12 protein-coding genes are annotated in these 12,413 nt (G+C 39.5%); 7 read left to right on the forward strand and 5 right to left on the reverse strand.

All coding sequences use genetic code 11. The features are described 5' to 3' along the window. Positions 1–64: 64 nt before the first annotated feature. Positions 65–514 carry an antitoxin Xre/MbcA/ParS toxin-binding domain-containing protein gene (locus PNIG_RS02030; RefSeq protein ID WP_089367677.1) on the reverse strand — a complete coding sequence of 150 codons (450 nt, stop codon included), beginning with the start codon at positions 512–514 and terminating at the stop codon, positions 65–67. Positions 515–835: 321 nt separating this feature from the next. Between PNIG_RS02030 and PNIG_RS02035 the strand changes: the two genes are divergently transcribed. From PNIG_RS02035 to PNIG_RS02055, 4 genes are all read left to right on the forward strand, one after another. Continuing rightward, on the forward strand, positions 836–1,300 hold the full coding sequence (locus PNIG_RS02035; protein WP_089367678.1) for a DUF2059 domain-containing protein: 465 nt from the start codon (positions 836–838) through the stop codon (positions 1,298–1,300). A gap of 847 nt (positions 1,301–2,147) precedes the next feature. Beyond that, complete coding sequence (locus PNIG_RS02045) at positions 2,148–3,128, forward strand: PD-(D/E)XK nuclease domain-containing protein (protein WP_089367680.1); 981 nt, start codon at positions 2,148–2,150, stop codon at positions 3,126–3,128. Beyond that, positions 3,121–4,233, forward strand: a complete 1,113-nt coding sequence (locus PNIG_RS02050; RefSeq protein WP_089367681.1) for a hypothetical protein — start codon at positions 3,121–3,123, stop codon at positions 4,231–4,233. The genes PNIG_RS02045 and PNIG_RS02050 overlap by 8 nt, the downstream gene beginning before the upstream one ends. Positions 4,234–4,236: 3 nt before the next feature. Next, on the forward strand, positions 4,237–4,908 hold the full coding sequence (locus PNIG_RS02055) for a hypothetical protein (protein ID WP_089367682.1): 672 nt from the start codon (positions 4,237–4,239) through the stop codon (positions 4,906–4,908). A 786-nt stretch (positions 4,909–5,694) separates the two neighbouring features. On the opposite strand, the gene PNIG_RS02060 is transcribed toward PNIG_RS02055, so the two are convergent. From PNIG_RS02060 to gpmM, 4 genes are all read right to left on the reverse strand, one after another. Then, a complete protein-coding gene (locus PNIG_RS02060; RefSeq protein WP_089367683.1) occupies positions 5,695–6,435 on the reverse strand; it encodes a divergent polysaccharide deacetylase family protein in 741 nt (246 codons plus the stop codon). A 72-nt stretch (positions 6,436–6,507) separates the two neighbouring features. Continuing rightward, complete coding sequence (locus tag PNIG_RS02065) at positions 6,508–7,773, reverse strand: S41 family peptidase (protein ID WP_089367684.1); 1,266 nt, start codon at positions 7,771–7,773, stop codon at positions 6,508–6,510. 68 nt (positions 7,774–7,841) lie between these two features. Beyond that, positions 7,842–8,984 (reverse strand): murein hydrolase activator EnvC family protein, encoded by a 1,143-nt coding sequence (locus PNIG_RS02070; protein ID WP_089367685.1) that lies wholly within the window; start codon positions 8,982–8,984, stop codon positions 7,842–7,844. A gap of 3 nt (positions 8,985–8,987) precedes the next feature. Continuing rightward, a complete protein-coding gene (gpmM, locus tag PNIG_RS02075; protein ID WP_089367686.1) occupies positions 8,988–10,532 on the reverse strand; it encodes a 2,3-bisphosphoglycerate-independent phosphoglycerate mutase in 1,545 nt (514 codons plus the stop codon). Between the two features lie 628 nt (positions 10,533–11,160). Here gpmM and PNIG_RS02080 point away from each other — a divergent pair. Genes PNIG_RS02080 through secB form a run of 3 tightly spaced genes read left to right on the forward strand, consistent with a single transcriptional unit; the run spans position 11,161 to position 12,410 of the window. Next, positions 11,161–11,592 carry a rhodanese-like domain-containing protein gene (locus PNIG_RS02080; protein ID WP_058372459.1) on the forward strand — a complete coding sequence of 144 codons (432 nt, stop codon included), beginning with the start codon at positions 11,161–11,163 and terminating at the stop codon, positions 11,590–11,592. A 31-nt stretch (positions 11,593–11,623) separates the two neighbouring features. After that, on the forward strand, positions 11,624–11,881 hold the full coding sequence (grxC, locus tag PNIG_RS02085) for a glutaredoxin 3 (RefSeq protein WP_086996610.1): 258 nt from the start codon (positions 11,624–11,626) through the stop codon (positions 11,879–11,881). Positions 11,882–11,921: 40 nt separating this feature from the next. Beyond that, the gene (gene secB / locus PNIG_RS02090; RefSeq protein ID WP_011327080.1) at positions 11,922–12,410 is read left to right on the forward strand and encodes a protein-export chaperone SecB; all 489 of its coding nucleotides are present in this window, start codon (positions 11,922–11,924) and stop codon (positions 12,408–12,410) included. Positions 12,411–12,413: the final 3 nt, after the last annotated feature.

The raw sequence follows: 12,413 nt of genomic DNA on the forward strand, positions 1-12,413 counted from the left end.
TTGCGCTGTAAGTTCGAAAATTCTAATATCAAGCTACATCAAAAAACATCTGAGATTTTTTAATTCAAGCATTATAACCATGGTTGAGGCTGTCTACAGTTTTTTTGATCAACTCCCGTCCGGCAATAGTGTTAACAAACGTCAAAGGCATTTCTGAACTAAATTGCAAAGAGCGTGTATTAAGCCATGTGGTCCACCTTTCAACACTCTCAAAGTAATCAATACAAGCTGATGCCAAATGAGCTAATTCAACGATATTTTCACTTAAGGTTACATTTAAACGTTTATGTTCTTTTATATAGCGTTCGAAAGCTTTTGTATTTGTACCAATCGCCTTAGTAAACGATTGTAGATCCCAGCGTAACTCAAGTCTAAATTTCTCAACACAGTTTATATCTAAGCCACGCTGAATCAATTCAATTTCATCCAAAGGGTTTGAGTTTAAATTAATTGTTCCATCGCTGAGTATCTCTACAAATTTACGATTAGCACTAGGTTGAATATAGCTAGGCATGCACATCTCTAAGCTTGCTAAAGTTATATTTAATATAGCATCTCAAGTAACTGGCTGATAGTCGGTTTAGAGCGATAACCGGACACTGAAAAAAGTTAAATTTATTCCTACTTCTTTGGTAGGAGCCTAATTTTGTCCAATAACATTATTAAACGCCGTTTGGGGGGGAAATAATATGCTCAATTCCTAGCTGGTTTAATTACTTGTTTACAAAGGTAATTATTAGTGAAATTATCAGGGTATATAATATACAACGTTTTGGTGTGTTATAAACCACCAAAATGGTGTTCAATTAGCTGTTAGAATTACATCGAGGTTTAAGTGAAAAAATTATTATTAATTGTGTTATTGCTCCCTTTTTTTATTAACGCAAACGAACTGGTATTTAAGCTTCTTGAAGTAAATGGAGCCAAAGCCTTTTTTGCTCAATCTAAAGGTCAAATGGCTAAAGTAATGTATATGACAGACCCTAGCTTAAAGCCATATTCAGGTTTAGTTGAAAAGTGGGAAGAAGATTACTTCTCTTGGGAGAAAGTGAAACTTTCAATCGCTCCAATATATTCAAGCAAGTTCACAAATAGTGAATTGGAAGAAATTGTAAACTTCTATACCACGGGTAAACCAGATTCTTTTTTAGTAACAAATACAGGGAAAAAGTTTCAATCATTATTACCTGAAATTAATCAGGAATTCACAATGAACGGTCACAAATATATGTCGCATGTAAGTCCATTTTTGTATGAGGCGGTAAGTAATTCTACCAAGTCGTTAAAGCAGGACAAATAACAGTTGGCTTTTGCTCCTGCGTCGCTTTTAGCCAACATATTATTTGTCTCTTAACGAGGTGTTGAGGCTGTAGAATTACTCTTTTTTAAGAAAAACAGTATGTTTTATGGATTCCAAATGCATTACCTAATACTCTAAAAACGCTTAGAATTAATTGCAGGAGCTTGTTTTTTAATTGTTCTTGGCTGTTGGAGTTATTCTACAGCCTCGTTATGTTTTTAATGGAATGGACTCACATATGAAGAAATGGGTGCTCAAAAAAAGAATTTTTATGATAGGTTTTTTACCGTTCATGGGGGTATTCGTCGCACTTCTTTTAAATTTTATTGCAGGCCCTGCTTATACAACGTCACTAAATCAAAGTGCACTTCGAGCATATTTTATGGGGTCTGCCATGTGGTCGGTACTTGCATTTTTTTCAGGGGTATATATGTATTCCAAATGTAGCTCTATGAATCATCTAAAGTTTATCCTTGGAGTATCGTCGGTTAGTTTAGGTATTACTATGCCTTGGATAATAGATATGTCGTAGTAATCAAAACATAACAAGTGACTATCTTGCTCGATGTCCGCAATTGGCACTGAGCCGAACTTCGGCAAAGAGCGATAACCGGACTGTCGGGTCAACTCGTTTTGGACAAAAATGAGTTTCGAAGAATTGAATATTAGCAATGTGTAACTACAGGTATGGTCAATCACTAAACTTGCCATCCAGAACTGCTTGTGCAACTCAGTGTTGATATTTTGCGCAAAGCCAATTGTTACAAACTTAAGAATGAATTAATATCGCCTTATAAAACTTATTTAGTATGCATCGTATTGCGGTGCTTGTGTGGGAATATGAGTAATGGCAGAAACTGGAAATATAGAGAAGCTAGCAAAATTAGTTTCCAAGGATATATTTAAGTGGTTCAAATGGGAAACTTGTTTGCCAAAGGATGAGAACTGGGAGTGTGTGACAGAGCATCATGGCAAAACTACTCACCCGTCAGATGTTGTGTTTTATTATGATGACCCATACTCGGGTGATACTAAATATTTAAATACTGACCTTAAGAGTTACAAGGCTGGGTCTATTAATACAAGTTCTGTATCAAAAGCTCTTAAATCACTTGCAATGTCTGTTGAATGCGCAAACATCAGTGAAAGTTGGCAAAGTACATTTCTTCTGGATGATGTTGGATTTGGGAGTGTTGCAGGGTTATTGTTCATCTACAACCATGACGACAAATACGACTACGACTTTTCTGATTTGATGGGAAGAGTGGGTTTTCGGGAAATCCCACTTTTGGAAGACAAAGAAATTGTTGTAATGGGGCCACACTTAATTAAACGTCTTTGTGACGTCGTAAGTGATATGCAAAAGCTGAAGGCTGATGATAGTTTCCCTAGTCCTAAAGATTTCACTTTCTTTTACCCAGATTTGATTCGTGCTCGTCGTTGTGGTGACGAATGGGATAAGCCAGCTACGGTTGAAGCGTTAACATCTCCTTGGTTAATTATCAAGCATCGATCGGGGGATGACTTTGATAGTGGTTTTGTCATCTATTACCACCAGTCAGGGGAAACAGTTGATGAGTTTATTTATCTTATCGACGCTATGTCGCACTATCAGATGCTCAGTAGTGATTACACGATACGAGTTCGGTTTACAGATGCAAGTAAGCATGCTTCAGTCAATTTTGAGAAAGCAAAACGTGAGTATCTAAAAATGTGGGGCAATGACGATGCCCGTGAGAAGCAGATGACGGTTATTGAAGCTGAAACTATCACTAAGTTCACAACTTGCTTTAATCCAATGGAAATAGGAATGCGAGAAGATGTCTAAACTCAGAACTGGCCCGTCCATTTATATCCCTACTGATAAGAACATATTTGACGCTTTACAGCACAAGAAAGTAACTCATAGTGAGTTAGTTTTATTCCTAAGAGGAAGAGGTATTTTAGTCTCTAGCAGCACTTCTAAAGATGCGTTAATTGAAAAAATTAGTTCTTTGGCCCTTAGCTATTCTGATTTCAACTGGATTGGTAAGTTACTAGAAAACCCAAACAGGAAAGACAAAACAACGCATTCCAAACTTAAGGGAGAAATTGAGGACTCGCAAATCCAAGCTGCTTGTTCAGCAGTAAAAGCGAATTTGACCGCAATTGGTGATGATTCTGTAAAGGTTACTAAAAGTGGTGATACAACAACACTAACAGTTAGTTATGTTGATCATGACTTTACAAAAACAGAGATGCGTCAACGCACACTTAAGACTTGCGAAATAAAGCTTGAGAAAGGTAAAGATGGGGTGGTGATGAAACTTCCATCAACAAAAAAAGCTAAAGAAGTTTCTGAGACGCTTAAAAAAGCTGTTCAAGCGCAAGTAATAAAAGATACGGGTACTGAGCTAGAAGAGTTTTCCATTTCGTTACAATCTATCACTAATGCCTCATGTAGAAGTGAATTCTTTGATAGTTTAATCCGTAATGTTCCTGACTTTAAGTTTGATAATGTTTCTAGTGTAGATGTTTATCATTTGGAACAGGAAGAGAAAGACGAGCTTGATGAGGATGATACTGTTGAAGCTAGATTAGCTTCCTATATCAATAAAGCAGCGCTGGCAGGAGAAGGAGTGTTAGATTCAACAGAATTTAAGCAGCTTCATAAACGAGGCTTTTATATTTACAAAATTATCTGGACAGCAATAGATAGGACTCATGAAGGACCTAAAGTGGAATTTGAGGCCTGTTTTGGTCGGCCTGACTTATGCACGGAATTTATGTACACCGTTAGAGGATTATATCCGTACAACTCTAGAACTCTCGAGTACAATGTCACCAGAAAAGCTGCTACTCCTTATGAAAATGAGAAGTACAACGTCAATCTTAGAGATGCATCAGAGAAGGCTTTGGCCAAAACCATTGAAGCATACGACAAGAAGGTGTAGATAATGATTAAAGCAAAATGGTTATACTCTGAACTTCCTCTAACTCTCACCGAGTTATCAAGACTGATGAAGGAACAACAATATTCAGAAGAAACTGGTTTGGGCTTTTTGCTTTCTGTATCTACTCCGTCAAAGCTTTCAGGTAAATACGTTGAGAAGCAAGTCCAACGAAGTGTGGTTGAAGACCCATTTGGTGAGGTTACTGAGATTGAATCGGTAAGTTATTACACATGTCAGTTTAACTGGTCCTCGAGCTCTAAATATATGTATATCACTAATCCTCCTCGCTCGTTAAGGAAGTTTTTGAATAAACTACACGAGATGACTGGTTTAGGGTTAGTGCTATCTGAAGTTAATGTGGCCCCCGAGCGTTGGGTTGGTTACTTGGAGCGCGCGTCTGATTCTTTGAAAGTTACTCAATTGTCCTCATATGGCATCCGTGTTTCACAGGGGGCTTCTGCGAAAATTACAGTGAATGGCATAAAAGACATTAGAGATGATTTCAGTACTATCATTTCAGATAAGCGGTATTTGGTTGATAGCGTGAAATTTAAGGCTGAGTTTGGCAGTTTGGAGTTATTATGTGAGTTGACTAGGCTGGGTGTTTGTCGCTTAAAGTCTGCTAATGTCAACTTTGTGCTCGACAAGCTTAGAGAGGCTTTAGAGGGGGTATAAATTAGTCAGAAATCGCAGTGGCACAACTAAATAACAAGAGGGCAAGTTAAGCCCCTCTCCCTCATCCGAATAGAAAGTTCATGATTCCAATTCACGAAAATTGCGGAATTTTTCAATTCTAACTTTTGAAATATGCACTTCGGGTATCCTAAGCATCTGGGTTGCTAGATCGCCAAAGGTTTATCTGATAAAAGTAAATAGACACCATATCCCTAGACTTAGGACAATCCAGTAATTAATCAACTGAGCATATACTGATTCATTATAAAAATTGGGGTAAGTAAGGTCTTTTGAAGGTGTAATAAGCATTAGCTCTAAATGATTTTTGGGCAGATATGAGTTAAACCGGAAAGGCAGCTTATGGCACTTTTGCGAAGTTCGGTTTGAGCGAAAACCAAGTATTAGGATAGGCTGGAATTCAGCCCTATAATCGTAAATACTGAAATTCTACCTATTCTTTATGTACGTACTGACGATAGCGATTTGCCAACGGCAGCCTTAAACACACATAATCCTTAACTTCTATGTCATCGTATGGTTGTATTTTATGTCGGGGAATGGTTGCAGGTTATTTGTAAGTTATTGTTATGTCTATCCAGCGTATGTCACGCTTTGCTTGCAGCGACAACTTTTTTAGCTGAAACTATACTGTGACATAATGTGAATATATCCTGGGGTTAGCTACATTAGGACTAGGTCGAAATTAGCCACGGTCAGTGTTTAGGTTGTGCGTAGGCGGGGCTTAATGCCGTGCTTATTAAAGAGCAGGCTGCTGCAATTTACTCTTTAGCGCTTCTCTGCTAGTTGTATATATTTACGCTCTACCAGCTTAGATACGGGTACTAATTCAAAACCTTGTTTGCTGAGCTGTGGTAAAACGTGGCGTAAAAATGCGATTGTTTCAGGGTAGGGGTGGGCAATTGCAATGGCAAACTTATGCTCAGTAGCGTGTTGTTTTAGCTCATCTAGGCGCAGTTGTAATTGTTCTCGTGTGGTTATGTTATCTAAAAAAATATGACGGCCAATATTTTCAACGCCTAAAAAGTTAGCGGCATTTTGTGCCTGGCTTAATTCAGTGGTGCGGCTATCTAAAAAGTATAAATGTCGCTTTTTAAGCACTTCCATTATCCACCTCATAGCTTGACCTTGCTGGGTGAGCGCCGATCCCATGTGATTATTAACCCCTTTAACTTGCGGTAAACTGGCCAAAGCAGTGCCAAGTATTTGCTGTATCTGCTCTTTATTCATATTTAACGTAAGTGCGCCAGGGCCAAGCTCCTTGCCGTTAAGTGCTTGCATGGGAATATGCAGTAATAACTCTTTATTTGTTTTACTGGCTAAAGTGGCAAAAGCTTGTGCATAAGGCGTGTGAGGCAAAATTGAATACGACACTTGGCCGGGCAAAGTTAACAGTTCTAAATCTCTCTGGTGATAGCCTATGTCGTCTATTACTATCGCTATTTGCTTGGCTTTAGCATTGAGTGACGCAAAACCAAGCATCAATATCAGCCCTATAATTACTTTCATCTTTATCGCTTTTTAAATTTATAGTTTTTATTATTTTTAGAGCTTATTAATTCAACATCAGTAAGGCTAAAATTATTGCAGGTTAAGTAATTGTTTAGCTTTAGCTAATTGTAAATCAGTTACCTTGCTGGCTAGTTGTGTTTGTTTGCTTTTAGCTTGCTGGTTTTTGATTATAACGGCTTTATCACTTTGTGAAAGGGTTGTTTGATTAATCGCCACGTCGGGCGTAATACCAACACCCTCGATTGATTTCCCCAAAGGGGTAAAGTACTTAGCTGTAGTGAGCTTTAATGCAGTGCTGCCATCACCGAGTGGAATAAGCGATTGCACTGAGCCTTTACCAAAAGATTGGCTGCCAACAACCTTGGCGCGGTTATTATCTTTTAATGCGGCAGCTAAAATTTCGGCTGCTGATGCCGAGTTTTCGTTAATTAGCACGACAATAGGGGCGCCTTTTAAAATGTCTCCGTGTTTGGCATAAAAAGCTTTATTTGCCTCGTTATAGCGCCCTTTGGTTGTAACAATAGTACCGTTTTGTAAAAACAGATCCGATACCGCAACAGCGCTTCTAAGTGTACCGCCGGGGTTATCACGTAAATCAATAACTAGGCCTTTAAGTGGGTCCCCAAAGTGATTTTGCATGGCTGCTATTTGCAAAGCCACTTCATGTAAAGTGTGGTTAGAAAAACTATTTATAGCTAAATAACCGCTGCCTAAATCTAAGCGCTGGCTAGTAACGCTTTCAAGCTTTATTTTACGGCGACTCACATTAAAATTAAGTGGTTGCGGTTGGTTATCACGCTTTATGGTTAAACTAATATTACTAAGTTTGCTTGCTGTTATTAGCTGGGCAACATGCTCTACGGTGCTGTTTTGTGTTGTTTGATTATTAACGCTAATGATAATGTCACCGGCCATAACTCCAGCACTTTTAGCAGGTGAGTTACTCACTACATTTACAATGGTTACACTGTTATTTATTTGTTTAACCTCAATACCTAAACCGGTATAGCGGCCATTAGTGTTATCAAATAAAGTATTTAATTCGTGTTCATCAAGGTATTTAGAGTAGGGATCGAGCTGGGCATATAAATGCGCAAATTGTTGGTTGTTATAGCTAGTATGTGTGGTGTTTTGGAGTGCAAGATCTTCAACGTAGTAGGTATGAATATTAAATAGGATTTCGGTTATTTGTTGGCTTTTTAATTCTTTAATCGAACTAGAAAATACATTAGCTGAAAAGCTAATAAAAATTAATAGGGCAAGTAAATACAGGCTTAAGTTAAGCGTAAAGCCTGTATTTTTAAACCATTTTGCTTCGGTGCTTTTTTTGTCCATCGGCTGCTCCAATGCGGCGCAGCGGTTAATTTATACCAATGGTATGTTTTAAATAAGATTGGTATTTGCTAAATGCGTTTGCACCATTTTTCAGGATTTACTGCACGCCCTTTATGGCGCATTTCAAAGTATAGACCAGAACTTGCTTGCCCGCCGCTTTGGCCAACTAGCGCTACCGTTTCGCCTTCTCTTACCATGTCGCCAACATCTTTCAATAAGGTTTGTGCATGGCCGTAAAGGCTCATAAAGCCCTCACCATGGTCAACTACAATTACCCAGCCGTAGCCTTTTAACCAATCGGCAAATACCACTTGGCCGTTATGAACACTGTTAATATTGCTGCCTTCTTTTGCGCCAATTAATACGCCTTTCCAGTCAATACCACCGTGTTTTCGTTGTCCAAAAGTGTGCTCTAACTTACCTCGGCTTGGCCAGTTAAGTTTGCCTTTGCTATTATTGAGGCCGAGTAATTCAACTTTTTTATTTTTTTCTTTCTCTAGCTCTTCAATAGTTGTGATCAGCGTTTGTTGGTTTTCTTTTAAATAGTTAATTGAGCTTTTGGTGCTGTTTAGCTGTGCCTGTAAATTTTTTAAATTGGCTTGGCGTTCGCTTTGAGCACTAACTAATGCGGTTTGGCGTCTTTTTTGTTCATCATGCAGGTTTACTAGTTTTTGCTTTGTTTTAGCCAGTTCAGCCTGGTTTTTCGCTATTTGTAACTGCAGCGCTTTTAGCTCTTCGAGTTGTTCAATGCGGGCTTTATTTAAATAATTATAATAGCTTAGGGTGCGCTCAAATTTAGCCGTGTCTTCTTGGTTGAGCAGCATTTTTGCATAATCATCGTCGCCACCGGCCATATAAGCACTTTTAAGTTGCGCAGCTAATGCGTGTTGAAACTGTGCATGTTGTTGTTCGAGTTGATCGGCTTTTTGCTGTTGCAGTTGTTGCTGTTGTTCGGTTTTTTTAATCGACTGCTCAGCCATATTTAGGGCTTTGGCGTTTTTAGCTATTTCGAGTTCGTGCTGTTGTAGGTTTTTTTGTAGCGTGGCAACTTTTTTGCGTTGCGCGTTGTATTCAGATTGGCTTTGCTTAAGTGCCGTTTGTACTTCGCTGAGATCTTTTTTGGTACGATCTTCATTAGCGACTGCAGTTGCAGTCGCTAAAAAAGTCAGTATTAAAATTAGCTTAGTAACGCTATTAATACATTTTTGCATAGATTATTTCAACGTCATGATAGGTTTGCCTGTCATTTCAGTTGGTTGCTCCATGCCCATTAAGTGCAGCATAGTAGGCGCTACATCACTAAGCGCCTTACCCTCAGATGGTGTTGCGTCGCGGCCCACGTAAATAAATGGCACCGGCTCGCTAGTATGTGCAGTATGGGCTTGGCCTGTTTTAAGGTTGGCCATTTGCTCAGCATTACCATGGTCGGCAGTAATAAGCGCTTCACCGCCATATTCGTTAAGTGCAGCTACTACGCGGCCAATACAGTGATCAACTGCTTCGCAGGCTTTAACTGCCGCTGCAAATACACCAGAGTGACCCACCATATCGCCGTTAGGGTAGTTACAAATAATAGCGTCGTATTTACCACTTTTAATTGCCGCAACGAGTTTGTCGGTAAGCATTTCTGAGTTCATTTCGGGCTGCAAATCGTACGTTGCAACTTGTGGTGAAGGGATAAGCTCGCGGGTTTCACCGTTAAATTCGTCTTCGCGGCCACCACTAAAGAAAAATGTTACGTGAGCATATTTTTCAGTTTCAGAAATACGTAGTTGAGTTTTACCGTGTTTTTCAAACCATTCGCCAAGTACGTTTACCAGTGGCGTAGGGCCAAATGCAACTGGGGCGTCTATATCTGCAGCGTATTCGGTCATCATTACAAATGCGCTAAGTGCAGGCGATTTTTGTTTGGCAAAACCGTCAAAGTTAGGCTCAACAAATGCACGTGTAATTTCACGGGCGCGATCGGCTCTAAAGTTAGCAAATATAACCGTGTCGCCATCGTTAATTTGTACAGGCTCTGCGCCTGCAGGAGTAATGGTGCTTGCGGCTACAAACTCATCGTTTTCGTCGCGCTCATAAGCAGCTTCAAGTGCGCTTACGCCAGTCGGGTAGCTAAAGTCGCCTTGTGCTAACGTAAGTAAGTTATAGGCTTTTTCTACGCGGTTCCAGCGGTTGTCTCTGTCCATTGCGTAATAACGGCCAATTAGCGATGCTAAGCGGCCACATTGTAGCTTTGCAAATACCGCTTCAATGCGCTCAATAGAAGCTTTAGCACTGCGTGGAGGTGTGTCGCGGCCATCTAAAAAGCCATGAAAGTACACCTCTTTTGCACCGCGTTTTGCAGCAAGTTCAATACTTGCCACAATATGATCTTCGTGGCTGTGTACGCCACCTGGGCTTAATAGCCCCATAATGTGCACGGCTTTATCTGCACTTACGGCTTTATCTATGTTATCGACTAGTGCGGGGGTAGAGTCAAACTCGCCATCGTTTATCGCTTTTGTTATACGAGTAAAGTCTTGATAAACAACGCGTCCTGCGCCTAAATTAACGTGGCCAACTTCAGAGTTGCCCATTTGACCATCAGGAAGGCCTACATCAAAACCCGAAGCTGAAATTAATGTGCGCGGGCGGGTGGCCCATAATTCATCTAATACAGGGGTGTTTGCAGCCAGAATCGCATTACTTTGCTCATCTTCGCGGTATCCCCAGCCATCTAAAATCATTAATACCAGTGGTTTTTTATGCTCTGACATAGTCACTCCTCAAGGTTAACGTTGCGATAAAACACGCTAACATTACCGCTAACATGCTGATGCTAAGCATACCGTGTTTTATAGCTAGGATCAGCAATCAAAATAAGATATTAAAACTTTTTAATATCTGGCTAAAAATTAACAACAAGCTATTACTTTGTTCTTACTAAAAGCACCTCGTAAAAGCGTATTATGCTTTGCCTTAACTCGCATTTTTAGCTGATTTGGGTATACTTGCGCAGCTAATACCAATTTTATTAAAAACATGCACATTTTAGCGGATTAAATAGCTCACTAACTGCGTTAAAAATAACTCATATAGAACAACTATATATCATCATTTTTTACTTGTTATTGACCCATTATATTGACGCTTTAATAGCCCATTAATTTAATGCAATTGGTATAATACCAACTTTATTAAAGCGCTGTGTATGCGAGTAAGGTAAATTAGGTATATATTGTGTTTAAAATCTTTACAGAAGTGAGTACTCCTGTTTAAATTTTATGTTGTTTGTGAGTAGCTTACCTCTTGTTATACTTGCTTATAGAGTTAATGCAATTGGTATTGAACGAAAAAATAGCTAAAACATCACGTTTTAGGATGTAATTTTATAGTGGATGTCGAATGGATCAATATATTGAATTTATCACCAATCACCCAATCTTAAGTGCAGCTTGGGTGGGTATTGTGTTTCTTATTGTTAGTGGTTGGATCAAAAGTAAACTCTCAGCAGTGCGCCAAATAAACCCTCAGCAGTTAACACTGCTTATCAACCGTGAAGACGGTCAAGTTATTGATATGCGTGCGCAAAAAGAGTTTAACACCGGGCATATTGCCGGTGCTCAGCATTTAAGCCCTGAAAATGCGAAAAAATCTGACTTTTCAAGCCTTGAAAAGTATAAGAGCAAACCCATTATATTGGTATGTACTACAGGCATGACCGCTTCAGGAACTGCAACCGCTATGCATAAAGCGGGTTTTGAGCAGGTAAGTGTGTTATCTGGTGGTATGGGCGCGTGGCAATCTGCGAGCTTACCAACTACAACCGGTCGCTAATAAATATTAGTAGTCCGATAGAGGATATATTATGAGTAATGTTGTTTTATACACCAAAGCGTATTGCCCTTTTTGTCAACGTGCTCGTGCACTTTTAGACAGTAAAGGCGTGCAATACACAAACTTTGATATTGGTGTACAGCCTGAACTGCGTGATGAAATGATCGCCAAAGCAGGCGGCGCAAGCACGGTACCGCAAATCTTTATTAATGATGAGCATATAGGTGGCTGCGACGACATGATGGCAATAGAAGCACAAGGCCAGCTTGATAAAAAGCTAAACGCTTAAATTTTAACTAATTATAATAACGAACAGGTTAAGGATTACAATGAACGAAGAAACGCAAAACGCAGCAGCACAACAAGAAACTGGCGCACAATTTACTATTCAACGTATTTACACAAAAGACGTGTCGTTTGAAACGCCAAATTCTCCAGCTATTTTTCAAAAAGAATGGACACCAGAAGTTAAGTTAGACCTAGACACTCGCTCTAATAAGTTAGACGAAGGTGTATTTGAAGTGGTTTTAGCACTAACAGTGACTGCATCTATTGGCGAAGAAACGGCCTTTTTATGTGAAATTCAACAAGCAGGTATTTTTACTATTGCTGACGTTGAAGAAACACAACTTGCTCATATGCTTGGTGCATTTTGCCCTAACGTATTGTTTCCATATGCGCGTGAAGCAGTTTCTAACCTTGTTAACCGTGGTACTTTTCCACAGCTTAACCTTGCGCCAGTTAACTTTGACGCATTATTTGCACAATACATGCAACAACGCACAGCGCAAGCTGAGCAGGCATCAGTAGACGCATAAATT

This window comes from Pseudoalteromonas nigrifaciens, assembly GCF_002221505.1.
Classification (GTDB): Bacteria; Pseudomonadota; Gammaproteobacteria; order Enterobacterales; family Alteromonadaceae; genus Pseudoalteromonas; species Pseudoalteromonas nigrifaciens.

Coding starts and splice junctions, on each gene's coding strand:
- PNIG_RS02030 (WP_089367677.1), bottom strand. CDS start 514: ATGCCTAGCTATATTCAACCTAGTGCTAATCGTAAATTTGTAGAGATA.
- PNIG_RS02045 (WP_089367680.1), top strand. CDS start 2,148: ATGGCAGAAACTGGAAATATAGAGAAGCTAGCAAAATTAGTTTCCAAG.
- PNIG_RS02050 (WP_089367681.1), top strand. CDS start 3,121: ATGTCTAAACTCAGAACTGGCCCGTCCATTTATATCCCTACTGATAAG.
- PNIG_RS02055 (WP_089367682.1), top strand. CDS start 4,237: ATGATTAAAGCAAAATGGTTATACTCTGAACTTCCTCTAACTCTCACC.
- PNIG_RS02060 (WP_089367683.1), bottom strand. CDS start 6,435: ATGAAAGTAATTATAGGGCTGATATTGATGCTTGGTTTTGCGTCACTC.
- PNIG_RS02065 (WP_089367684.1), bottom strand. CDS start 7,773: ATGGACAAAAAAAGCACCGAAGCAAAATGGTTTAAAAATACAGGCTTT.
- PNIG_RS02070 (WP_089367685.1), bottom strand. CDS start 8,984: ATGCAAAAATGTATTAATAGCGTTACTAAGCTAATTTTAATACTGACT.
- gpmM (WP_089367686.1), bottom strand. CDS start 10,532: ATGTCAGAGCATAAAAAACCACTGGTATTAATGATTTTAGATGGCTGG.
- PNIG_RS02080 (WP_058372459.1), top strand. CDS start 11,161: ATGGATCAATATATTGAATTTATCACCAATCACCCAATCTTAAGTGCA.
- grxC (WP_086996610.1), top strand. CDS start 11,624: ATGAGTAATGTTGTTTTATACACCAAAGCGTATTGCCCTTTTTGTCAA.
- secB (WP_011327080.1), top strand. CDS start 11,922: ATGAACGAAGAAACGCAAAACGCAGCAGCACAACAAGAAACTGGCGCA.